At 66.7% G+C, this 21,561-nt stretch carries 22 protein-coding genes; 10 read left to right on the forward strand and 12 right to left on the reverse strand.

The features are described from left to right. Nucleotides 1-50: 50 nt before the first annotated feature. Entirely contained in the window at nt 51-416 is a 366-nt protein-coding gene (locus QZ749_RS07625; protein ID WP_296945226.1) for a hypothetical protein, read from the forward strand. Beyond that, complete coding sequence (locus tag QZ749_RS07630) at nt 413-853, forward strand: hypothetical protein (RefSeq protein WP_296945228.1); 441 nt, start codon at nt 413-415, stop codon at nt 851-853. Before QZ749_RS07625 ends, QZ749_RS07630 begins: the two co-directional genes overlap by 4 nt. 7 nt (nt 854-860) lie before the next feature. Here the strand turns inward: QZ749_RS07630 and QZ749_RS07635 are convergent, their stop codons facing one another. Further along, nucleotides 861-1,427, reverse strand: coding sequence for an isochorismatase family protein (locus QZ749_RS07635; protein WP_296945230.1), 567 nt, complete (start codon nt 1,425-1,427; stop codon nt 861-863). 132 nt (nt 1,428-1,559) lie between these two features. On the opposite strand from QZ749_RS07635, the gene QZ749_RS07640 reads away from it, so the two are divergent. After that, nucleotides 1,560-2,159 carry a TetR/AcrR family transcriptional regulator gene (locus tag QZ749_RS07640; RefSeq protein WP_296945232.1) on the forward strand — a complete coding sequence of 200 codons (600 nt, stop codon included), beginning with the start codon at nt 1,560-1,562 and terminating at the stop codon, nt 2,157-2,159. A 145-nt stretch (nt 2,160-2,304) separates the two neighbouring features. Here the strand turns inward: QZ749_RS07640 and QZ749_RS07645 are convergent, their stop codons facing one another. Continuing rightward, the gene (locus QZ749_RS07645; protein WP_296945234.1) at nt 2,305-2,697 is read right to left on the reverse strand and encodes a RidA family protein; all 393 of its coding nucleotides are present in this window, start codon (nt 2,695-2,697) and stop codon (nt 2,305-2,307) included. A 115-nt stretch (nt 2,698-2,812) separates the two neighbouring features. Between QZ749_RS07645 and QZ749_RS07650 the strand changes: the two genes are divergently transcribed. After that, nucleotides 2,813-3,751, forward strand: coding sequence for a LysR family transcriptional regulator (locus tag QZ749_RS07650; RefSeq protein ID WP_296945237.1), 939 nt, complete (start codon nt 2,813-2,815; stop codon nt 3,749-3,751). Here the strand turns inward: QZ749_RS07650 and QZ749_RS07655 are convergent. Then, nucleotides 3,729-4,706 carry a hypothetical protein gene (locus QZ749_RS07655; RefSeq protein WP_296945238.1) on the reverse strand — a complete coding sequence of 326 codons (978 nt, stop codon included), beginning with the start codon at nt 4,704-4,706 and terminating at the stop codon, nt 3,729-3,731. The two genes, QZ749_RS07650 and QZ749_RS07655, sit on opposite strands and share 23 nt — an antisense overlap. Nucleotides 4,707-4,821: 115 nt before the next feature. Here QZ749_RS07655 and QZ749_RS07660 point away from each other — a divergent pair, with 115 nt between their 5' ends. After that, complete coding sequence (locus QZ749_RS07660; protein WP_296945239.1) at nt 4,822-5,073, forward strand: DUF3297 family protein; 252 nt, start codon at nt 4,822-4,824, stop codon at nt 5,071-5,073. A gap of 212 nt (nt 5,074-5,285) precedes the next feature. Here QZ749_RS07660 and gltA read toward each other — a convergent pair whose 3' ends face one another. The 7 genes from gltA to QZ749_RS07695 form a co-directional block, all read right to left on the reverse strand. After that, nucleotides 5,286-6,587 (reverse strand): citrate synthase, encoded by a 1,302-nt coding sequence (gene gltA, locus QZ749_RS07665; RefSeq protein ID WP_296945241.1) that lies wholly within the window; start codon nt 6,585-6,587, stop codon nt 5,286-5,288. Nucleotides 6,588-6,646: 59 nt separating this feature from the next. After that, entirely contained in the window at nt 6,647-6,913 is a 267-nt protein-coding gene (locus tag QZ749_RS07670; protein ID WP_296945242.1) for a succinate dehydrogenase assembly factor 2, read from the reverse strand. A gap of 253 nt (nt 6,914-7,166) precedes the next feature. After that, nucleotides 7,167-7,877, reverse strand: coding sequence for a succinate dehydrogenase iron-sulfur subunit (locus tag QZ749_RS07675; protein ID WP_296945243.1), 711 nt, complete (start codon nt 7,875-7,877; stop codon nt 7,167-7,169). Nucleotides 7,878-7,931: 54 nt separating this feature from the next. After that, entirely contained in the window at nt 7,932-9,710 is a 1,779-nt protein-coding gene (gene sdhA, locus QZ749_RS07680; protein ID WP_296945245.1) for a succinate dehydrogenase flavoprotein subunit, read from the reverse strand. Between the two features lie 3 nt (nt 9,711-9,713). Next, nucleotides 9,714-10,082: a succinate dehydrogenase, hydrophobic membrane anchor protein gene (gene sdhD / locus QZ749_RS07685; protein WP_296945247.1), complete on the reverse strand. Its 369-nt coding sequence runs from the start codon at nt 10,080-10,082 to the stop codon at nt 9,714-9,716. 3 nt (nt 10,083-10,085) lie between these two features. Next, nucleotides 10,086-10,517, reverse strand: a complete 432-nt coding sequence (sdhC, locus tag QZ749_RS07690) for a succinate dehydrogenase, cytochrome b556 subunit (protein WP_296945249.1) — start codon at nt 10,515-10,517, stop codon at nt 10,086-10,088. Nucleotides 10,518-10,720: 203 nt separating this feature from the next. After that, on the reverse strand, nt 10,721-11,548 hold the full coding sequence (locus tag QZ749_RS07695; RefSeq protein WP_296945250.1) for a GntR family transcriptional regulator: 828 nt from the start codon (nt 11,546-11,548) through the stop codon (nt 10,721-10,723). Between the two features lie 261 nt (nt 11,549-11,809). Between QZ749_RS07695 and QZ749_RS07700 the strand changes: the two genes are divergently transcribed. From QZ749_RS07700 to acnA, 4 genes are all read left to right on the forward strand, one after another. Continuing rightward, on the forward strand, nt 11,810-12,799 hold the full coding sequence (locus tag QZ749_RS07700; RefSeq protein ID WP_296945251.1) for a malate dehydrogenase: 990 nt from the start codon (nt 11,810-11,812) through the stop codon (nt 12,797-12,799). A gap of 178 nt (nt 12,800-12,977) precedes the next feature. Further along, nucleotides 12,978-13,967, forward strand: coding sequence for a CoA ester lyase (locus tag QZ749_RS07705; protein ID WP_296945252.1), 990 nt, complete (start codon nt 12,978-12,980; stop codon nt 13,965-13,967). Next, nucleotides 13,967-14,485, forward strand: coding sequence for a hypothetical protein (locus tag QZ749_RS07710; RefSeq protein WP_296945254.1), 519 nt, complete (start codon nt 13,967-13,969; stop codon nt 14,483-14,485). The genes QZ749_RS07705 and QZ749_RS07710 overlap by 1 nt, the downstream gene beginning before the upstream one ends. A 68-nt stretch (nt 14,486-14,553) precedes the next feature. Continuing rightward, nucleotides 14,554-17,262: an aconitate hydratase AcnA gene (acnA, locus tag QZ749_RS07715; protein WP_296945256.1), complete on the forward strand. Its 2,709-nt coding sequence runs from the start codon at nt 14,554-14,556 to the stop codon at nt 17,260-17,262. 266 nt (nt 17,263-17,528) lie between these two features. On the opposite strand, the gene QZ749_RS07720 is transcribed toward acnA, so the two are convergent. Then, nucleotides 17,529-18,206 carry a Fe2+-dependent dioxygenase gene (locus tag QZ749_RS07720; protein ID WP_296945257.1) on the reverse strand — a complete coding sequence of 226 codons (678 nt, stop codon included), beginning with the start codon at nt 18,204-18,206 and terminating at the stop codon, nt 17,529-17,531. A gap of 235 nt (nt 18,207-18,441) precedes the next feature. On the opposite strand from QZ749_RS07720, the gene QZ749_RS07725 reads away from it, so the two are divergent. Then, the gene (locus tag QZ749_RS07725; protein WP_296945258.1) at nt 18,442-19,692 is read left to right on the forward strand and encodes a DUF2863 family protein; all 1,251 of its coding nucleotides are present in this window, start codon (nt 18,442-18,444) and stop codon (nt 19,690-19,692) included. A 122-nt stretch (nt 19,693-19,814) separates the two neighbouring features. Here QZ749_RS07725 and QZ749_RS07730 read toward each other — a convergent pair whose 3' ends face one another. Continuing rightward, entirely contained in the window at nt 19,815-21,524 is a 1,710-nt protein-coding gene (locus tag QZ749_RS07730) for an FAD-dependent oxidoreductase (protein WP_296945259.1), read from the reverse strand. Nucleotides 21,525-21,561: the final 37 nt, after the last annotated feature.

Consider the following 21,561-nt stretch of genomic DNA (forward strand, 5'->3'; position numbering starts at 1 on the left):
GCGCTGCCGCTAGTGTACATTTGTTAACTCCGTCATGACATGCGCCGCTCATGAAAATTGCCGCCTTCACAAGCCTGCTGATGTTGGGCGCCGCCTCCGCCGCCGAGCCGGTGCCGGGAACCGCGTCCGGCGCGATGCGGCTGCGCCTGTCCGACGACGCCATCCGCACGGCGGTGCGCGAGACGCTGGCGGATAGCCCGGCGCCCGCGCCCGCAGGCAAGGAGTCGGCGCTGCGCGGCGAAACCGCGCGCTACGGCGCATTCGCGCGCCAGGTCGGGGAGGCGCGCACGCCGTCCTGCTGGACCCCGGACGGCCTGAAGCACCAGCCGCCGCGCATCGGCCCGGTGGCACTGGGCGGCGTGCTGGCCCTGCCCTTCCTCGGCGCGGCCATCCTGCGCGGCAAATGCACGCCATGAAGCACGCGCAACGGGAAGCATTGCGGCGCCTGCTGGCGGCCGCGCTGGCGGCAAGCGTGTGCGCGCAGGCCGGCGCGGGCGACTGGGTGGCCCCTTTGGCGCCGGCGGGGCAGCCGCAGCCGCCGCAGTCGCCCCAGCAGCAGGAGCAGGAGCAGGAGCAGCAGCGGCAGGACCGGACAAGCGCCCGTCCCGGCGCCGACGCCATCCGCGCGGCCGTGCGCGCCACGCTGGCCGAGCAGCCCGGCAATCCGCGCCTGCACGAGGCCGACACCTTGCGCGCCAACCGCTACGATGCGTTCGCGCGCCAGGTCGAGGACGCCACCGTGCCGGACTGCCTGCATGCGGACGGGCTGAAGCGCCAGCCGACGTTCTTCCTCAGCGGCGTGCTGGCCCTGTCCTTCATTCCCATCGCCTGGCTCCGCGGCAAGTGCCAGTGAACGTGGTTCAGTCCCGCGCCAGCGCGGCCAGCAGCGCGTCCGTGCTGCGCACGCGTCCCATCAGCGGGAACAGGTGCTCGACGGCGAACCGGTGCACGCCATCGCCGATCGACGACATCGCATCCTCGACGAACACCAGGTCGTAGCCGAGGTCGTGCGCGACGCGGGCCGTCGACTCGACGCCGATGTTCGTGGCGATGCCGGTCAACACGATGTCCTTGATGCCGCGGCGGCGCAGGATCTGGTCCAGTTCGGTCGCATGGAAGGCGCCCCACTGGCGCTTGGTGACGAGGAAATCGCCCGGCTGCATGCCGGCTTCCGGCACGATGTCGCTCGGGTTGGGGGAAACGACCTTCAGGCCCGGCAGGGCGCGGTCGGCCGCGTGCGGCTGCAGTTCGCCGACGCTGACGCGCACGTAGACGATGGTGGCGCCGGCCGCGCGCCAAGCATCGGCCAGGCGCGCGGAATTGGCGACGACCTGGGTCGCGGGATACGGCGCCAGTTCGCGCGCCGTGTTGCCATGCTGGAGGTCGATCAGGACCAGGGCGGTGGTGTGGGGATGCAGGTTGGTCATGGGAATAAGAGAAGGCAGGGTCAGTTATGCGAGACTATCCTCGCATAAAAAGATAGTAGAGGACGGTCTCGCATAAGTCAACGCCACGACGGGCTGGCCTATAATGCAAGTCCCATCTAACCACCCTGCTCCATGACGGCATCGTCTTCCGAACCGGCCCGCGGCGCGGCGCCCAAGCGCCAGCGCGGCCATGCGCGCGTGGCCGCGATCCTGCAGGCGGCGGCCGCCCTGTTCCTCGACAAGGGCTACGATGCGGTGACGATGACGGAGATCGGCGCCGCATCGAGCACGGCGGTCGGCTCGCTGTACCGCTTCTTCCCCTCCAAGGAAGCCGTGGCCGACGCGCTGCTGCGCAGCTATGCGGACGGCCTGGCCGACGGGCTGGCGGCGCTGCGCGGCCGCGCGCACGGGCTTGCGCCGGCCGCCCTGGGCGATGCGCTGGTCGACGTCATGCTGGAACTGCGCGCGCAGCGCAGCGTGGCGCTGGCGCTGGTCGACGCGCGCCGGCTGGAGGCGAGCCGGCAGCAATTGCGCGCAGCGATGCTGGCCGACCTGGGCAGCCTGCTGGCCGTGGCCCTGCCGGCCCTGCCCGCCGCCCGGCGTGCGCCGATGGCGCTGGCGCTGCTGCACCTGCTCAAGGGCGTGGGCCAGGTGCCGCCGGGCGCCGCCATGGAAGCGCCGCTGCTGGACGAATACCGGCGGCTGGTGCGGGCTTACCTGGCGGCGGCCTGAATCACCCCTGCATGCCGTCAAGCGCAGGGCCGTCGCCCCGGCGCAGGCCGGGGGTCCCATGTTCGGGCGCTGCCGCAATGCCTGCACGATCGGGTCCCGGCCCTGCGCCGGGACGAGGGTCTTGTGGCCAACCAGAGGATGCGGGTCAATCCGGCAGCTTCGCGATCACCTTGATCTCGAACTGGAAGCCGTACAGCCAGGTCACGCCGATCCCCGTCAGCGCCGGATGCGGGGCCGCGCCCCAGTGCGCCATCACGATCGGCCAGGCCGCCTCGAAGTTCGTCTCCGGGTCGACCATGAAGATGGTAACGTCGACCACGTCGTCGAAGCTGCAGCCGGCGCTGGCCAGGATGGCGTTCAGGTTGGCGAAGGCGCGGCGCACCTGCGCTTCCAGTCCCGGCTCGGGCGAACCATCCTCGCGGCTGCCGACCTGTCCGGAGACGAACAGGAAGCCGTTCGACCGGATCGCCGGCGAATAGCGGTTCTTTTCATACAGTGCCTGGCGTCCAGGCGGAAAGACGGCGTCGCGCTTGCTCATGCATTGCTCCTCGATGGGTGGACATGCCTGCACTGTAATCTTTCGCATTTCGAAGATAAACGAGCAAATCCATCCTTCACTGTTTGTATAATCCAAACAATCTAGGAGACGGGCAATGGATCGATTCGATGCGATGCGCGCGTTCGCGCGCGTGGTGGAAACCGGCAGCTTCACCCAGGCCGCGCGCACGCTGGACATGAGCAAGACCAGCGTCACGCAGCTGGTGCAGCAGCTGGAGGCGCGGCTGCGCGTGAAGCTGCTGCACCGCACGACGCGCAAGGTCAACGTCACGCCCGACGGCGCCGTCTACTACGAGCGCGTGCTGCGTATCCTGGCCGACATGAGCGATGCCGAGACCAACCTGCCCAGCGCCTCGACGCTGCCGCGCGGCCGGCTGCGCGTGGACGTGCCCAGTCCGCTGGCCAGCATGCTGCTGGTGCCGGCGCTGCCCGGTTTCCATGCGCAATACCCCGACATCCAGCTCGAGCTGGGCGTGAGCGACCGGCCCGTCGACGTCATCGGGGAAAACGTCGATTGCGTGCTGCGCGGCGGCGTGCTGGCCGACCAGTCGCTGGTGGCGCGCCACGTCGGCGACCTGCAACTGGGCGTGTATGCCGCACCTAGCTACCTGGCACGCGCGGGCCTGCCCGCCCATCCGCGCGACCTGGAGGCGGCGCCGCACCAGGTGGTGGGGTTTCGCTGGTCGAGCACGGGCCGCAACGTGCCGGTCACGATGACGCGCGGCGACGAGACGGTGCGCGTCGCGGGGCGCTACGTGCTCGGGATCGACGAAGGCAATGCGTACCTGGCGGCCGGGGTGGCGGGACTGGGCGTGCTGTGGCTGCCCGACTACATGGCGCAGGCCCATGCGGCGCGTGGCGACCTGGTGCGGCTGTTCGCCGACTGGCGCCTGGCGCCGATGCCGATGCACCTCGCCTGGCCGCCGAGCCGCCACGTCAGCCCGAGGCTGCGCGTCTTCGCCGACTGGGTCGCCGCGCTGATGGCGCGGCATGCGCCCGTGATGGACGAGGTCAGGCGCGCCGCGCGGCCCTGAGGTCGCGCACGTCGGGATGCTCCCGCTCGCCGCGCGGCAGGCCGACGGCGACGGCGAACGGCACCAGGAACGGATACAGGCTCCAGACGATCCTGCCCTCGACGCGCACGCTGAGCGCGGCGTACAGCGGCGGCAGCGCCATCAGCACGAGCAGGCTCTTCAGGGGCCGCAGGCGCGCCGGCGCGCGCCGCATGCCGGCCAGCGCCAGCGGCAGCACGAGGCCCGCGCAGCCGGCCAGCGACAGCAGGCCGCGCCAGTCCTCGAGCAGGTTCATCAATGTGCCCAGGTTCGGCACCCAGCCGTAGTGCGGCAGGCCCGGCACCAGCCACCAGCGCACGGCCAGCAGCCAGGCAAGCGCGCCGGCGAGCGCGGCCAGGCCCTGGCGGCGGTCGACCTGGCGCAGCGCGACCAGCCAGCCGAGCAGCAGGATGTTTTCCTCGCGGATGGCGGTCGCGGCCAGCGCGGCGGCCAGCGCGAGCCGCGGCTTGGCCAGCAGGACGGCGAACACGAACAGGGCGCGCATGCAGATCGCGCCCGGGTCGACCAGCAGGTAGGGCGCGTACCAGAAGGTCGGCAGCGAGACGAGCACCAGCAGGCCGGCGGCCAGCGCGCGCTGGGTGCCGAAGCCCAGGCGACGCACGGTGGCCGCCGCCAGGCAGGCGGTGGCGGTGGTGAAGATCCAGTTCAGGAAGGCGAAGGTCTGGCGCACGTCGCCGGGCAGGAGCGCGGCCAGGGCCGGCACGGCGATGCGATACGGGAAAGGGGCACGCAGCTCGGTGGCGGGAATCTCGCCGCGCAGCCAGCGCGCGGTATCGAAATAGGCCAGCGAATCCTCGACCGTGCCGCCCCAGCGCCACATCATGAGCATCAGCGCGACGAAGGCGAAGCCGCCGATGACGAAAACCCAGTTGAAGCGGCGCGGGATCCGGTAGATGTTGCCGGAGGTGTGTTTCATGAAGACGAAAGCTGGTTGACAGGCGGCCCAGCATAGCCAAATGTTGTCGCGGCGTCCACCCGCACGGGTCAGGCCGGACTCGCGCCCGCGCCCGGAATCGTGGATAATTCCGGCCATGAACGATACTACCCAACTCCCACCCCTGCCCGACCGCCTGTCCATCGACCCGAAGAGCCCCCACCACGACGCGGAAATCTTCAAGCACCCGGTCGGCATCCGTTTCAACGGCAAGGAACGCAACGACGTCGAGGAATACTGCATCAGCGAAGGCTGGATCAAGGTCGCCGCCGGCAAGGTGCTCGACCGCAAGGGCCGGCCGATGCTCATCAAGATCAAGGGCACCGTCGAGCCGTACTACCAGCAATAACTTTCCTTCATCCCCCAACGAACGGCCGCCGGAGCGATCCCGCGGCCGTTCTCGTTTGCGCAACCTCAAACCGGGGTCAGAGCCGGGCTCTGACCCCGGTTTGAGGTGGGTTCATCTTTTTGGTGGTTTGGCGGAAGACGGACGTTACTTTTGGCGCAAAACAAAAAAGCGGGCCGCAGCCCGCTTCTTTGTTTGCCGTTTTCAGCCTGCGATCAACGCTTGTCGATGCCCGGCACGTCGCGGACTTCCGAGCCGACGAACAGCTGGCGCGGACGGCCGATCTTCTGTTCCGGATCGGCGATCATCTCGTTCCACTGGGCGATCCAGCCGATGGTGCGTGCCATCGCGAAGATGCCGGTGAACAGCGAGACCGGGATGCCCAGCGCGGACTGCACGATGCCCGAGTAGAAGTCGACGTTCGGGTACAGCTTGCGCGACACGAAGTATTCGTCGTTCAGGGCGATCTTTTCCAGTTCCATCGCCAGCTTGAACAGCGGATCGTCCTGCAGGCCCAGTTCGGCCAGCACTTCGTGGCAGGTTTCGCGCATCAGCTTGGCGCGCGGGTCGAAGTTCTTGTAGACGCGGTGACCGAAGCCCATCAGCTTGACGCCCGAGTTCTTGTCCTTGACCTTCTCGATGAAGGCCGGGATGTTCTCGACGCTGCCGATTTCCTTCAGCATGTTCAGTGCGGCTTCGTTCGCGCCGCCGTGTGCCGGGCCCCACAGGCAGGCGATGCCGGCGGCGATGCAGGCGAACGGGTTGGCGCCCGACGAACCGGCCAGGCGGACGGTCGAGGTCGATGCGTTCTGCTCGTGGTCGGCGTGCAGGATCAGGATGCGGTCCAGCGCGCGCACCAGCACGTCGTTGACCTTGTACTCTTCGCACGGGTTGCCGAACATCATGTGCATGAAGTTCGCGCTGTACGACAGGTCGTTGCGCGGGTACATGAACGGCTGGCCGATCGAGTACTTGTACGCCATGGCGACCAGGGTCGGCAGCTTGGCGATCAGGCGGATCGCCGAGATCTCGCGCTGCTTGGCATCGTTGATGTCGAGCGAGTCGTGGTAGAACGACGCCAGTGCGCCGACGGTACCCACCAGCACCGACATCGGGTGCGCGTCGCGACGGAAGCCGCGGAAGAAGAACTGCATCTGTTCGTGGATCATCGTGTGACGGGTCACGGTGGTCTCGAACTCGGCCTTCTGTTCGGCGTTCGGCAGTTCGCCGTTCAGCAGCAGGTAGCAGGTTTCCAGGAAGTCGCACTCGACGGCCAGCTGCTCGATCGGGTAGCCGCGGTACAGCAGTTCGCCCTTGTCGCCATCGATGTAGGTGATGGCCGACTGGCAGGCGGCGGTCGACATGAAGCCCGGATCGTAGGTGAACTTGCCGGTCTGGCCGTACAGCTTGCGGATGTCGACGACGTCCGGGCCGATCGTGCCCTTGTAGATCGGCATGTCGACCGACGGGCTGCCGTCCGAGAACGACAGGGTGGCTTTGGTATCAGAGATGTTCATGGCACTTCCTTATCTTGGAGGTGGGTCTACATAACAAAAAAACGAAGCTCGGATTCGTTTTACGCTTGCCGCAAGCGCGCCAGCAATGCGCGCACGTGCGGGAGGTCGACTTCGCCTTCGGGCTCGGCGCGCCCCAGCAGCAGGTCCATCAGCGGATTGTCCGCCAGGTCCAGCAAACGGGTCAGCGCATCGACTTCCTCGTCCGTCAATCCCTCTTCGTGCGCATCCAGGAAGCGCGTGAGGATCAGGTCGTTTTCGAGCAGGCCACGGCGGGCGCGCCAGCGCAGGCGCGCACGGTTGGCGGGGTCGGATTGATGCGTGTTCACACTGGAGTCCGTTGTTTGGTCGACACTATACTCCGGCTGCCGGTTCGCGACAGTACGGTAGTTTTACTGTATTTATAGCAACAATTAAGGCGCGATACCGCCGCAATATACCCTTTTCGGCGATAACGCGCCGTAAGGTGGACGGCTCCGCCGTCCACGCGTTCGGCAGGCGCATACCGGTCACGGCATGGTCATGCTCGCACCGGCCGAACGCGTGGACGGGAAACCCGTCCACCCTACGCAGGCATCCGCCTCAGATTGCCCGGCGGACCAGCAATTCCTTGATCTTGCCGATCGCCTTGTTCGGATTCAGGCCCTTCGGGCACACGTCCGTGCAATTCATGATCGAGTGGCAGCGGAACAGGCGGTACGGGTCTTCCAGGTTGTCCAGGCGCTCGTTGGTGGCTTCGTCGCGCGAGTCGGCGATGAAGCGGTAGGCCTGCAGCAGGCCGGCCGGACCGACGAACTTGTCCGGGTTCCACCAGAACGACGGGCACGAGGTCGAGCAGCACGCGCACAGGATGCACTCGTACACGCCGTCCAGTTCCTCGCGCTCTTCCGGCGACTGCAGGCGCTCCTTCTCCGGCGGGATCGAGTCGTTGATCAGGAACGGCTTGATCGAGTGGTACTGCTTGAAGAAGTTGGTCATGTCGACGATCAGGTCGCGCACCACCGGCAGGCCCGGCAGCGGACGCAGCACGATCGGCTGGGTCAGCTCGTTCAGGTTGGTGGTGCAGGCCAGGCCGTTCTTGCCGTTGATGTTCATCGCGTCCGAACCGCACACGCCTTCGCGGCAGGAGCGGCGCAGCGCCAGCGAGTCGTCGACGTCGGACTTGATGCGCTGCAGGGCGTCGAGCAGCATCTTGTCGGTGTCTTTCAGCTCGACGGTGATGTCTTGCATGTAAGGCTTCGAATCCTTGTCCGGATCGTAGCGGTAGATCTTCAGTTGGACTGTGCGTGCCATTGTTTTACCTATTCAGTTGGACGGGCTCCCGTCCAGGAAAAATTTGCGTCTTGATCAGAACGTACGGGGCTTCGGCTTGAAGGTATCGACCGTCAGCGGCTTGGTCACGACCGGCTTGTAGTCGAGACGGTTGCCTTCCGAGAAGAACAGCGTGTGCTTCATCCAGTTTTCGTCGTCGCGCTGCTCGTAGTCGCTGTGGGCGTGGGCGCCGCGCGATTCCTTGCGCGCCGCGGCCGAGACGACGGTCGCCTTCGCCACTTCGATCAGGTTGTCCAGCTCGATCGCTTCGATGCGGGCGGTGTTGAACACCTTCGACTTGTCCTTGAACGACACGTGCTTGCGGCGCTCGTCCAGCGCCATGATTTCCTTGACGCCTTCGTCCATCAGCGCCTGGGTGCGGAACACGCCGCAGTGCTTCTGCATGGTCGAGCGGATCGCGTTGGCGACGTCCTGCACCTTCTCGCCGCCGGTCGAGTTCTCGAGGGCGTTCAGGCGGCCCAGCGCGTAGTCGGCGAAGTCCTTCGGCAGCGCGCGGTTGCCCTGCGCCTTCAGGTTCTGGCCGACGATGTGGTTGCCGGCCGCGCGGCCGAACACCACCAGGTCGAGCAGCGAATTGGTGCCCAGGCGGTTGGCGCCGTGCACCGAGACGCACGAGCATTCGCCGATCGCGTACAGGCCATTGACGATCTTCTGCGAGCCGGTGCCGTCCGGGACCACGACCTGGCCGTGGATATTGGTCGGGATGCCGCCCATCTGGTAGTGGATGGTCGGGACGACGGGGATCGGTTCCTTGGTCGCGTCGACGTTGGCGAACTTGTGGCCGATCTCCAGGATCGACGGCAGGCGCTTGCGGATCGTGTCCGCGCCGATGTGGCGCAGGTCCAGCAGCACGTGGTCCTTGTTCGGGCCGACGCCGCGGCCTTCCTTGATCTCCTGGTCCATCGAGCGCGAGACGAAGTCGCGCGGCGCCAGGTCCTTCAGCGTGGGCGCGTAGCGCTCCATGAAGCGTTCGCCGTTCGAGTTGATCAGGATGCCGCCCTCGCCGCGCACGCCCTCGGTGATCAGGACGCCCGCGCCGGCCACGCCGGTCGGGTGGAACTGCCAGAACTCCATGTCCTGCAGCGGGATGCCGGCGCGCGCCGCCATGCCCAGGCCGTCGCCGGTGTTGATGAAGGCATTGGTCGAGGCGGCGAAGATGCGGCCCGCGCCGCCGGTGGCGAACACGGTGGTCTTGGCTTGCAGCATCATGACGTCGCCGGTTTCCATTTCCAGCGCCATCACGCCCAGCACGTCGCCGTCGGCGTTGCGCACCAGGTCCAGCGCCTGCCATTCGACGAAGAAGTGGGTGCGCGAGCGGACGTTACGCTGGTACAGCGTGTGCAGCAGCGCGTGGCCGGTACGGTCGGCGGCGGCGCAGGCGCGCTGCACCGGCTTCTCGCCGAAGTTGGCGGTGTGGCCGCCGAACGGACGCTGGTAGATGGTGCCGTCCGGATTCCGGTCGAACGGCATGCCGAAGTGTTCCAGCTCGTACACGACCTTCGGGGCTTCGCGGCACATGAATTCGATCGCGTCCTGGTCGCCCAGGTAGTCCGAGCCCTTGACGGTGTCGAACATGTGCCAGTACCAGTCGTCCTCGCTCATGTTGCCCAGCGAGGCGCCGATGCCGCCCTGCGCGGCCACGGTGTGCGAACGGGTCGGGAAGACCTTGGACAGCACGGCCACGTTCAGGCCGGCTTCGGACAGTTGCAGCGCGGCGCGCAGGCCGGAACCGCCGGCGCCGACGATGACCACATCGAAGTGGCGGGTGGGAATTGCGGAATTGAATGCTGCCACGATTTATACGCTCCAGAGAATTTGCACAGTCCAGGCGGCGCAGGCGAGCAGCCAGAGCACCGTGGCGATCTGCAGGGTCAGGCGGATGCCGACCGGTTTGACGTAGTCCATCCAGATGTCACGCACGCCGACCCACACGTGGTAGAACAGGCAGAAGAAGGTGACCATCGAAAAGAGCTTGAACCACTGGCGGGCGAACAGCGCGGCCCAGCCTTCGTAGGTGAAGTTCTGGCCGGTCAGGAAGGAAACCAGCAGGACGACGGTGAAGATCACCATCACGATCGCGGTGACGCGCTGGGCCAGCCAGTCGCGCATGCCGTAGTGGGCGCCGACGACCAGGCGGCGCTGTCCGATGTTCTTGGGGGTTGCCATGATTTAAAACACTCCAAACAGTTTGAGAGCCACCAGCACGGTCAGGGCCAGGCTGACGACCAGTACCCAGCGTGCGGTCTTCTGCGAGCTGACCTTGTCCAGGGCCAGGTGGTTGTCCATGAACAGGTGGCGGATGCCGGCGCAGAAATGGTGCAGGTAGGCCCACGACAGGCCCAGCAGGATCAGCTTGACCAGCGGATGGCTGGCGATGCCGGCGAAGTGCGCGAACGACATCTCCGAGCGGATGCTCTGCTCGAACAGGTAGAGCAGGAACGGCAGGAACAGGAACAGGCCGAGACCGCTGACGCGATGCAGGATCGAGACGATTGCCGACGGCGGCTGCTTGTAGTAACCGCGATACGTAATGTCGCCGAAATCGACGTTACGAATCACCGGCCGGCCCTTTTTCTGGGCCTCTCTGACGGCTTCGGACATTTGGAACACCTCCCTTGCTACTTTAAGTTATCAAACCCGCTGTTTGGCCGATTTTGTGACCTGCTCCAATCTCCATCGCGTGGGGGCGCCGGATCTCGGGGAGAACGCGCCGACCGGGCTACCTCGTCGCTTTCCCAAAACCAACTCATTGTAATCGCTACACTTCATTCCTGCACCAAGCTTAGACCTGGCGCAAAACCTCTTTATGACAATTCGTTCTGATAGTGATGCTGCGCAGTCAAGTACAAACCACGGCGCAGTTCGACCGCCTTGTCACCATAAGTATATGAGGTCCGGTCCACGCACAGCAGCGGCGTGCCTTCCGGCACCTTCAGGTAGTGCGCGGCGCCGGCATCGGCCGCCACGGCACGGATCTTCTCGGACGCGCGGATCATGCGCGTGCCGAACTCGGATTCGAACAGGCCGTACATCGGCCCCTTGTACTCGGCCAGGCGCTCCGCCGTCAGGCCCTTGAACAGCTGCCCCGGCAGCCACAGCTCTTCCAGGATCGTCGGCACGCCGCCGAAGGTCATCAGGCGCTTGATGTAGACGACGGCGTCGCCCGACTTCAGGTCGAGCAGGCGCGCCACCTCGGCGGCCGCGCGGATGCGCTTGACCTCGAGGTAGTCGTGGCCCGGCTGGGGCGGCACGCCCTCGTCGGGCATCAGCTTGAGGAAACGGAAATGGGCGCGCGCCTCGTTGTGGCTGGCCACGAAGGTGCCCTTGCCCTGGCGCCGCACGACCAGGTTCTCGGCCGCGAGCTCGTCGATGGCCTTGCGCACCGTGCCCTGGCTGACCTTGTAGCGGCCGGCCAGCTCGACTTCGGACGGAATCAGCTCGCCCGGCTTCCACTCGCCCGACTGCAGGCTCTGGGTGATCAGGGCCTTGATCTGCTGGTACAGCGGGGAAAAGGTGGGCGACATCCCCGCCTGGGGCGCACCCGCCGGCGGAGACGCCGCGCCGCCGACAGCGTTGCCGGCGCCGCCGGCGGGCGCGCCACTGCTGTTCGGATTGGACGGAGCTTGGTTCATAGACCGCGATTTTTTCATAAATCCCCTGCCTCGTCCAGTGTGGAGAAGGCAAGATTATGTGTCTTATATAAGACATATGATAGCAATTGACAGATAGAATTGCATAGGACTACACTCGCGGTCGATCGGGCGTGGGCGCGCCTCGCCAAGTGTCGCGTCGCACTCCGTTTCGCGGTAGGCCCTTTTGGTATGATGTCGGTTTCGCCAAACTGGCGTATCCTCGGCGTCGCCCGTTTTTATTCCCACTTTTGGAGATTCATCATGGCTAAAACCCCAATGCGCGTTGCCGTTACCGGCGCGGCCGGCCAGATCGGCTATTCCCTGCTGTTCCGCATCGCCAACGGCGACATGCTGGGCAAGGACCAGCCGGTCATTCTGCAGCTGCTGGAAATCGACAACGAGAAGGCACAGAAGGCGCTGAAGGGCGTCATGATGGAAATCGACGACTGCGCGTTCCCGCTGCTGGCCGGCATGACCGCCCACAGCGACCCGATGACCGCCTTCAAGGACGCCGACGTGGCCCTGCTGGTCGGCGCCCGTCCGCGCGGCCCGGGCATGGAGCGCAAGGACCTGCTGGAAGCCAACGCCCAGATCTTCACCGTGCAGGGCAAGGCGCTGGACGCCGTCGCGTCGCGTAACGTGAAGGTGCTGGTGGTCGGCAACCCGGCCAACACCAACGCCTACATCGCCATGAAGTCGGCCCCGAACCTGCCGGCCAAGAACTTCACCGCCATGCTGCGCCTGGACCACAACCGCGCGCTGTCGCAAGTGGCCGCCAAGGCCGGCAAGGCCGTCGGCGACATCGAGAAGATGGTCGTCTGGGGCAACCACTCGCCGACCATGTACGCCGACTACCGCTTCGCCACCGCGAACGGCGAATCGCTGAAGGACCTGATCAACGACCAGGAATGGAACGCCAACACCTTCCTGCCGACCGTCGGCAAGCGCGGCGCCGCCATCATCGAAGCGCGCGGCGCCTCGTCGGCCGCCTCGGCCGCCAACGCCGCCATCGACCACGTGCGCGACTGGGTGCTGGGCACCGGCGGCAAGTGGACCACGATGGGCGTGCCGTCGGACGGTTCGTACGGCATCCCGGAAGGCGTCGTGTTCGGCTTCCCGGTGACCACCGAGAACGGCGAGTACACCATCGTGCAGGGCCTGGACATCGACCAGTTCTCGCAGGAGCGCATCAACGTCACGCTGAACGAGCTGAACGAAGAGCGCGCCGGCGTGGCGCACCTGCTGGGCTGATCACTTCGCTTGCGGTGATGGTGGGCACGTTTCATTCGAGGCCCCCGGCCTCGAATGCCCACCCTACGACGCCACCGTCATCATCGAAGCGGATATCCGTAGGGTGGGCACCCCGTGCCCACCATGCAGACCGTGGCCGCATCGATTCGCCACGATCGAACTTTCATCAAGACCAGACATGCACCCTTCCGAGGTTTTATTCCAGGGCCGCCGCCAGCCTCTCTTCCTCCCCGCCTGCGACCACTACGCCGGCAGCGAGAAGCTGATGCGCAAGTCGATGGCCCTGCAACAAGAGCTTGGCCCGGTATTCGACATCACCTTCGATTGCGAGGACGGCGCCAGCGCCGGCAACGAGCGCGCCCACGCGGAACTCGTCGCCACCCTGCTGCAGGACGAAGGCAACCGCCACGGGCGCATCGGCGCCCGCCTGCACGACGCCGGCAGCCCGCACTTCGCGCAGGACGTCGAGATCATCGTGGGCAGCGCCGCGCGCCAGCTGGCCTACGTGGTGCTGCCCAAGCCGAACGGCCTCGAGGACGTGCTGCGCGCCCAGGACGCCATCAACCGCGCGGCCGACAAGGCCGGCCGCCCGTTCCTGCCGCTGCACGTGCTGGTCGAGACCCACGGCGCGCTGCACGAGGCGTTCGACATCGCCGCGCTGGCCCAGGTCGAGTGCCTGTCCTTCGGCATCATGGATTTCGTCTCCAGCCACTACGGCGCGATCCCGGGCGCCGCCATGCGCACCCCGGGGCAGTTCACGCACCCGCTGGTCGTGCGCGCGAAGCTGGAAATGGTTGCTGCATGTCATGCCCATGACAAAGTCGCCTCCCATAATGTGACCACCGACATCAAGGACAGCGCCGTCGTGGCCAACGACGCCACCCGCGCCGCCGGCGAGTTCGGTTTCACCCGCATGTGGAGCATCCATCCCGACCAGATCAAGCCGATCGTCAAGGCGTTCACCCCGCGCATGTCGGAAGTGAACGAGGCGACCACCATCCTGGTCGAGGCGATGGCGGCGGACTGGGGGCCGATCGCCCAGCATGGCCGCTTGCACGACCGCGCCAGCTACCGATATTATTGGACGGTGTTGCAGCGCGCGAAACTGGCCGGCCTGGCGCTGCCCGATGCCGCAGCGGCACTCGTCAATCAACCGGAATCCATCTGATGGCCATCACCCTCCAACAACTCGTCGCCACCTGCGCGCTCGCGGCCGTCGCCGTCTCCGTGCCGGCCTCCGCCGCCACCGAGAAAGAAGCCCACCCGAAAGCCGCCAAGGTCCTGAAGGACAAGGAAAAGGCCCACGCCAAGACCGCCAGGAAGAAGAAAAAGGAAGAGCCGGCGCCCGTCGTCGCCGACGAGCCGGAACCGGACATCACGGACACGACCGTGGCCGAGTACTCGTGCGAACTGAACAACAAGGTCACGATCTACACGAACGACAAGGACGACGGCCACATCGCGCTGCGCTGGAAGAACCGCCTGCACCGCCTGGACCGTGTCGGCACGACCACCGGCGCGCTGCGCTTCGAGAACCCGAAGTTCGGCCTGATCTGGATCGGCATCCCGTCGAAAGGCATCCTGCTCGACTCGAAGCTGAACCGCCAGCTGGCCAACGAATGCAAGAAGCCGGAATTGCCGACCGCGCAGATGGCGGTTGCCCCGGTCGAAAAGAAAGAAGGCTGATGCCGGTCCGCCGGCTTGCCGAAGCGTTGTCGCAACAACAAAATCCCCACTGAAGGAGAAGGTTTCTTATGTCTCACAATACGCTTAACACCCTCAAGGAGTTCCCGCTCCTGGGCGGCCAGACCGGCCAGTTCTACTCGCTGCCGGCCCTGGCCGAGTCGCTGGGCGTGAACCTGTCGCGCCTGCCGGTGTCGATCCGCATCGTCCTGGAATCCGTGCTGCGCAACTGCGACGGCAAGAAGGTCACCGAAGAACACGTCAAGCAACTGGCGAACTGGGGTCCGACCGCCCAGCGCACCGACGAGATCCCGTTCGTCGTCGCCCGCGTGGTGCTGCAGGACTTCACCGGCGTGCCGCTGCTGGCCGACCTGGCCGCGATGCGCAACGTCGCCTCCAAGACCGGCGCCGACCCGAAGAAGATCGAGCCGCTGGTGCCGGTCGACCTGGTCGTCGACCACTCGGTCACCATCGACCACTTCCGTACCCCGGACTCGCTCGACCTGAACATGAAGATCGAGTTCCAGCGCAATAACGAGCGCTACCAGTTCATGAAGTGGGGCATGCAGGCGTTCGACACCTTCGGCGTCGTGCCCCCGGGCTTCGGCATCGTCCACCAGGTCAACCTGGAATACCTGGCGCGCGGCGTCATGAAGAACGGCGGCATGTACTACCCGGACACCCTGGTGGGCACCGACTCGCACACCACCATGATCAACGGCGTCGGCGTCGTGGGCTGGGGCGTGGGCGGCATCGAGGCGGAAGCCGGCATGCTGGGCCAGCCGGTCTACTTCCTGACCCCGGACGTCATCGGCGTCAACCTGACCGGCGCGCTGCGCGAAGGCTGCACCGCGACCGACCTGGTCCTGACCATCACCGAACTGCTGCGCAAGGAAAAGGTCGTCGGCAAGTTCGTCGAGTTCTTCGGCGAAGGCACCCGTTCGCTGTCGACCACCGACCGCGCCACCATCGGCAACATGGCCCCGGAATATGGCGCGACCATGGGCTTCTTCCCGGTCGACGAAAAGACCGTCGACTACTTCCGCGGCACCGGCCGCACCGAGGAAGAGCTGGCCGCCTTCGAGAACTACTTCAAGGCCCAGCAGCTGTTCGGCGTGCCGCAGGAAGGCGAGATCGACTACACCCGCGTCGTGCACCTGGACCTGTCGACCGTCACCCCGTCGCTGGCCGGTCCGAAGCGTCCGCAGGACCGCATCGAGCTGGGCAACATGAAGTCGACCTTCACCGACCTGTTCTCCAAGCCGACCACCGCCAACGGCTTCAACAAGTCCGCCGACGACCTGAACAAGGTCTACGAGACCAGCAACGGCGTGCGCGTGAAGAACGGCGACATCCTGATCGCCGCGATCACCTCGTGCACCAACACCTCGAACCCGAGCGTGCTGCTGGCCGCCGGCCTGCTGGCCAAGAAGGCCGTCGAGAAGGGCCTGACCGTCGCCCCGCACATCAAGTCCTCGCTGGCGCCGGGATCGCGCGTGGTCACCGAGTACCTGACCGCCGCCGGCCTGCTGCCGTACCTGGACAAGCTGGGCTTCGGCGTGACCGCCTACGGCTGCACCACCTGCATCGGCAACGCCGGCGACCTGACCCCGGAACTGAACGCGACGATCACCCAGAACGACATCATCGCCGCCGCCGTCCTGTCGGGCAACCGTAACTTCGAGGCGCGCATCCACCCGAACATCCGCTCGAACTTCCTGGCCTCGCCGCCGCTGGTCGTCGCCTACGCGATCGCCGGCAACGTCAACAAGGACCTGATGACCGAACCGGTCGGCAAGGGCGCCGACGGCGTCGACGTCTACCTGGGCGACATCTGGCCGACCTCGCAGGAAGTGCAGGACCTGATGAAGTTCGCGATGAACTCGGACGTCTTCAAGGCCAACTACGCCGACGTCAAGGGCAATCCGGGCGCGCTGTGGGAAGCCGTGTCGTCGGTGTCGGGCCAGGTCTACGACTGGCCGGAGTCGACCTACATCGCCGAGCCGCCGTTCTTCGCCGACTTCGAGATGACCCCGAAGGCCGCCTCGGCCGGCATCGCCAGCGCGCGCGCGCTGGGCGTGTTCGGCGACTCGATCACCACCGACCACATCTCGCCGGCGGGTTCGATCAAGGAAGACGGTCCGGCCGGCAAGTGGCTGAAGGACCACGGCGTCATCAAGGCCGACTTCAACTCCTACGGCTCGCGCCGCGGCAACCACGAGATCATGATGCGCGGCACCTTCGCCAACGTCCGCATCAAGAACAAGATGATCCCGCCGAAGGCCGACGGTTCCGCGGTCGAGGGCGGCATCACCATCCACCAGCCGAGCGGCGAACAGCTGTCGATCTACGACGCGGCCATGAAGTACATCGCGGAAGGCACCCCGACGATGATCTTCGCGGGCGAAGAGTACGGCACCGGCTCCTCGCGCGACTGGGCCGCCAAGGGCACCCAGCTGCTGGGCGTGAAGGCCGTGATCGCCCGTTCGTTCGAGCGCATCCACCGCTCGAACCTGGTCGGCATGGGCGTGCTGCCGCTGCAGTTCCTGGGCGACGACAGCGTCGAATCGCTGGGCATCACCGGCGCCGAGACCTACGACCTGGAAGGCCTGGAAGGCGAGATCCGTCCGCAGATGCAGGCCGTGCTGGTGATCCACCGCGCCGACGGCTCGGTCAAGAAGACCTCGGTCCTGCTGCGCATCGACACCCCGATCGAAGTCGACTACTACAAGCATGGCGGCATCCTGCCGTTCGTGCTGCGCCAGCTGCTGGCAGCGTAATATTCCCGCTTGAAAGCGGAAAGGCCGGAACCCTCGCGGGTTCCGGCCTTTTTTACGTGCCCGGCGCTTCCCCGGCAGGGTGGACGGGTCTCCCATCCACGCGTTCAGGCAGCACCGGCATGATCGTTGCGTCGGATACGGCGTCGTCCGTGTTTTCGACGGATCGGATGTCGCGTATCACCGCGTGGACGGCAAAGCCGTCCACCCTACGTGGGCTGAACGCCGGGGTCAGAGCCCACCCGCAAAACCGGGCTCCGACCCCTCCCTCACATTTCCGCCCATTGCCGCAACAGGTTGTGGTAATGCCCCGTCAACCCGACCAGGGCCGGCGTATCGCCGTGCTGCGCGCGCAATTCCTGGATGTTGGCGTCGAGCTCGTACAGCATCGTGCGCCGCCAGGAATCGCGCACCATGCTCTGCACCCACAGGAAGGAGGCGACGCGTTCGCCGCGCGTCACCGGCTGTACCTCGTGGATGCTGGTCGACGGGTACACGATCGCGTCGCCGGCCGGCAGCTTCACCTCGTGGGTGCCGTAGGTGTCGATCACGGTCAGCTCGCCGCCGTCGTAGTCGTCCGGATCGCTCAGGAACACCGTGCAGGACACGTCCGAGCGCACCGGCGCGGCGCCGCGGTTGGCGCGCACGGCGCCGTCCACGTGGGGGCCATAGTGCTCGCCGCCGGCATAGCTGTTGAAGTAAGGCGGCAGGATGCGCAGCGGCAGCGCCGCGGCGAAGAACAGCGGGTGGTTCATCAGCGCCGCGCTGACCACCTGCCCCAGCTCGAGCGCCGCCGGCGAGCCTTCCGCCAGCTGGCGGTTGCGCTTGACCTGCGCGCCCTGCGCGCCGACGCTGGCGCGGCCGTCGATCCACTCGCTGTCGCGCATCCGCGCGCGCAGACTCTCCACCTGCTCCGGGGTCAATACGCCCGGGATATGCAACATCATGATCGCTTCCTTCGCCCTGAAATATAAATGATAACCATTCGCATTATGGGCTGCATTTTACCATTTTGCAAGTATGGTCTTTCGCCCGGCGGCCCCGGCTCTTGCCGGCTTGTCACAGGCATGTGGCCGAATCAACTACAATAGCGGGGATAAGGGTTTATCATGACCCTCCGGACTGTCGGTCCGCCATCCCGTTTTCGCATTCAATCATTACCGAAGAGACTCCCCAAGCGCTATGCGTCGCCCCTCCAAAGACTCACTCAAACTATCGGCAGAAAGCCAGCGTCTCGTCAGCCTCAGCCACGCCATCGTGCAGGCCGCCAGCCGCGTTGAAGAACGGACCTGGGAACGCAACCTCGACACGCAGTTGCAGAAGCTGCTCAAGACCAACCACCAGGACAGCATCGACGCCGCCCTCAACGTCCTGTTCAAGGGCGACCTCGCGGTGTACGACGTGCTGATGGATGGCGTCGAAGCCGTCAGCGAATCCTCGACCATGACCGAGCAGGGCGCCGACGGCGCCGACATCGGCTGGCAGGCCCTGCTGGTCGCCGCGCCGGTCCTGGCCTGGACGCGATTCTCGATTCCGTCGGGCACGATCCCGAACGACATCCTGGCCACGCTGAACGCCCACTTCTCGGCCCACCTGCTGGCCGCCGACACCAAGGTCGCCATCGCCCCGACGCTGTACTCGATCGACCAGTTGCCGCGCACCCATGCCGAGACGTATTCCCTGACCCACAAGCTGGCCCAGGCCGCGCACAAGGGCGGCAACGTCAAGCCGGCCGCGCCGGGTCCGGACACCTCGCAGTTCCTGGCCGATACGCGCTACCTGATCGCCGCCGTGGTCGCGCCGGTCGGCGCGCCGCTGTTCCGCTGGCAGGAGCCGCAGCACCATGTGAATTTCGAAGCCGAACGCGAGCACGCGCTGGAGCAGTGGCGCGCCCAGGCCGGTCCGAACATCGCGCGCCTGCTGCCGGGCTGCGGCGTCGAGCTGCTGTTGCCGGAAGCCTATTACATCGCCTGCCGCGAAGCCGACAAGGACATCCGCCCGGTATCGATCCGCGCCGCCGTGCACTACCTGACGAATACGCTGGCGGTGGAACCGAACGACCTGCGCGCCGTCGTGGCCGGCTTCGGCGACGAAGCCAGCGACAACCAGGTCGACGAATACCGCGTCGGCTTCACGCTGCGCCAGTCCTCCGACGTGGTGTACGGCATCGTCTGGCCGCTGTACGGCCAGGAAGACGAGGAAGGCACGCCGATCGAAGGCGGCGCGGGCGCGGACCGCCCGCTGGCGCCGATCGAGGACATCGTCCAGCACCTGAACGAGGTCGGCATCAAGCACGTCAAGCGCATCGGCGAACGCTACGTCGCCGAATACTGCGACGACTGCGGCGCGCCGCTGTTCGCCGATCCGAGCGGCGAGCTGGTGCATGCGGAAATGCCGGAAGATACGCCGGCGGGGAACGAGCACTTCCACTAAGCCGCATTGGTGCCGCTGACGCGGCATGAAACGACGTCGTCCCGGCGCAGGCCGGGACCCAATTTGCACGCATTTCGATTGCGCGTAAAACTTGGACCCCGGCCTGCGCCGGGGCGACGGATTTATGCCTGCGTCCGCTCCGCCAGGTACGCGTGGATCTGCGACACCACCGCAGCCCCCTCCCCCGCCGCCGCCGCCACCCGCTTGGTCGAGCCGGCGCGCACGTCTCCCACGGCGAACACGCCGTCCACGCTGGTTTCGAGCGCGCGCCGCGCATGCGAGCCGCACGCGTCCACGCCCGTCCGCACGAACCCCTTGTCGTCCAGGCCGACGCCGCATTCGCGCAGCCAGTCGCTGTTGGGGTCGGCGCCGATGAACAGGAACAGGTGGTGCGTGTCGAACACGACCGGCGCGCCGCCGTTGCGGCTGCGGCAGCGCACGCGGTTCAGGCCGGCGTCGTCGCCTTCCAGCGCGGCCAGCTCCAGGTGCGTGTGCAGCTCGATGTTGGGCGCGGCCGCGATGCGCTCGATCAGGTAGCTCGACATCGTCGCTTCCAGGCCCGGCCCGCGCACCATCAGGTGCACGGTTTCCGCGTGCGCCGACAGGAACACGGCGGCCTGGCCGGCCGAGTTGCCGCCGCCGACCAGCACCACCGTCTGCTTGCGGCACAGCTTGCCTTCGACGGGCGAGGCCCAGTAGTAGACCCCGCGGCCCTCGTAGCGCGCGAGGTCGGGCAGGTCCGGCTTGCGGTAGCGCGCGCCGGACGCGAGCACCACGGTGCGGGCGCGCAGGCAGCTGCCGTCGTCGAGCTCCACCTTCAGCGGACGCTCGCCGCACAGCAGGCGCATCGCCGGCGCGGGGATGGCGACCTCGGCGCCGAACTTGATCGCCTGCACGTAGGAGCGCCCCGCCAGCGCGCGGCCCGAGATCCCGGTCGGAAAACCCAGGAAGTTCTCGATGCGCGCGCTGGCGCCGGCCTGGCCGCCGTAGGCGCGCTGTTCCAGCACCATCACGCTCAGGCCCTCCGAGGCGGCGTACACGGCCGTGGCCAGGCCCGCAGGACCCGCGCCGACCACCAGCACGTCGTGCACGGCCTCGCGGTCCAGGCGCGGCAGCGTGCCGAGGAAGCGGCCGAGTTCGGCCAGGCTGGGATTCTTCAGCACGAAGCCGTCCGGCATCGCCACCAGCGGCCAGTCGCCGTCGTTGCGCCAGTGCTCGCGCACCAGCTGCGCGGCCTCCTGGTCGCGCGCCGGATCGCGCCGGGTGTACGGATAGGCGTTACGGGACAGGAAGTTCTCGAGTTCGAACGTGCCCGCATGGGCCGGCGGGCCGATCAGGATCGGGCCGCCCGGGTCGTTGTCGATCAGGCCCACGCGGCGCAGGATGAAGGCACGCATCACGCGCTCGCCCAGGTCGGCTTCGGCCATCAGCAGCGCGCGCAGCGATTCCGGATCGAGCACCAGCGCGCGCAACTCGCCCTCGGCCACGCCGTCGGCCAGCGGCGGGCGCCCGGACAGCTGCGCGACCTCGCCGCTGAACTGGCCCGGCTGGTAGACGTTGACCTCGACCCGCTTGCCGAGCGCATCGGTGCGGCTGCAGCACAGCGCGCCCTCCAGCACCAGCACCATGCCGGGCGAATCGACCAGCGCGCGGAACACGGTCTCGCCGTCGTGCCAGCGGCGCTCGACGGCGAAACGGCGCACGCGCCGGATGTCGTCGGCGCCCAGGACCGGATAGATCTGGTGGCCGCGCGTGGCCAGGTCGACCTGGGAGCGCGGTGCGGAGTCGGCCAGCAGGGCCTCGGGGATGAAGTCGGTGGCGTGGTCGGTCATGCGCGGGGCCTCGTGGAATGATGATGGACATGCATCC

It is taken from the genome of uncultured Massilia sp., assembly GCF_913773735.1.
Classification (GTDB): Bacteria; Pseudomonadota; Gammaproteobacteria; order Burkholderiales; family Burkholderiaceae_D; genus Telluria.

Coding starts and splice junctions, on each gene's coding strand:
- QZ749_RS07635 (WP_296945230.1), bottom strand. CDS start 1,427: ATGACCAACCTGCATCCCCACACCACCGCCCTGGTCCTGATCGACCTC.
- QZ749_RS07625 (WP_296945226.1), top strand. CDS start 51: ATGAAAATTGCCGCCTTCACAAGCCTGCTGATGTTGGGCGCCGCCTCC.
- sdhC (WP_296945249.1), bottom strand. CDS start 10,517: ATGTCCGAAGCCGTCAGAGAGGCCCAGAAAAAGGGCCGGCCGGTGATT.
- QZ749_RS07720 (WP_296945257.1), bottom strand. CDS start 18,206: ATGATGTTGCATATCCCGGGCGTATTGACCCCGGAGCAGGTGGAGAGT.
- acnA (WP_296945256.1), top strand. CDS start 14,554: ATGTCTCACAATACGCTTAACACCCTCAAGGAGTTCCCGCTCCTGGGC.
- QZ749_RS07660 (WP_296945239.1), top strand. CDS start 4,822: ATGAACGATACTACCCAACTCCCACCCCTGCCCGACCGCCTGTCCATC.
- QZ749_RS07650 (WP_296945237.1), top strand. CDS start 2,813: ATGGATCGATTCGATGCGATGCGCGCGTTCGCGCGCGTGGTGGAAACC.
- QZ749_RS07655 (WP_296945238.1), bottom strand. CDS start 4,706: ATGAAACACACCTCCGGCAACATCTACCGGATCCCGCGCCGCTTCAAC.
- QZ749_RS07695 (WP_296945250.1), bottom strand. CDS start 11,548: ATGAACCAAGCTCCGTCCAATCCGAACAGCAGTGGCGCGCCCGCCGGC.
- QZ749_RS07700 (WP_296945251.1), top strand. CDS start 11,810: ATGGCTAAAACCCCAATGCGCGTTGCCGTTACCGGCGCGGCCGGCCAG.
- QZ749_RS07645 (WP_296945234.1), bottom strand. CDS start 2,697: ATGAGCAAGCGCGACGCCGTCTTTCCGCCTGGACGCCAGGCACTGTAT.
- QZ749_RS07725 (WP_296945258.1), top strand. CDS start 18,442: ATGCGTCGCCCCTCCAAAGACTCACTCAAACTATCGGCAGAAAGCCAG.
- gltA (WP_296945241.1), bottom strand. CDS start 6,587: ATGAACATCTCTGATACCAAAGCCACCCTGTCGTTCTCGGACGGCAGC.
- QZ749_RS07710 (WP_296945254.1), top strand. CDS start 13,967: ATGGCCATCACCCTCCAACAACTCGTCGCCACCTGCGCGCTCGCGGCC.
- QZ749_RS07640 (WP_296945232.1), top strand. CDS start 1,560: ATGACGGCATCGTCTTCCGAACCGGCCCGCGGCGCGGCGCCCAAGCGC.
- QZ749_RS07705 (WP_296945252.1), top strand. CDS start 12,978: ATGCACCCTTCCGAGGTTTTATTCCAGGGCCGCCGCCAGCCTCTCTTC.
- QZ749_RS07730 (WP_296945259.1), bottom strand. CDS start 21,524: ATGACCGACCACGCCACCGACTTCATCCCCGAGGCCCTGCTGGCCGAC.
- QZ749_RS07630 (WP_296945228.1), top strand. CDS start 413: ATGAAGCACGCGCAACGGGAAGCATTGCGGCGCCTGCTGGCGGCCGCG.
- sdhD (WP_296945247.1), bottom strand. CDS start 10,082: ATGGCAACCCCCAAGAACATCGGACAGCGCCGCCTGGTCGTCGGCGCC.
- QZ749_RS07675 (WP_296945243.1), bottom strand. CDS start 7,877: ATGGCACGCACAGTCCAACTGAAGATCTACCGCTACGATCCGGACAAG.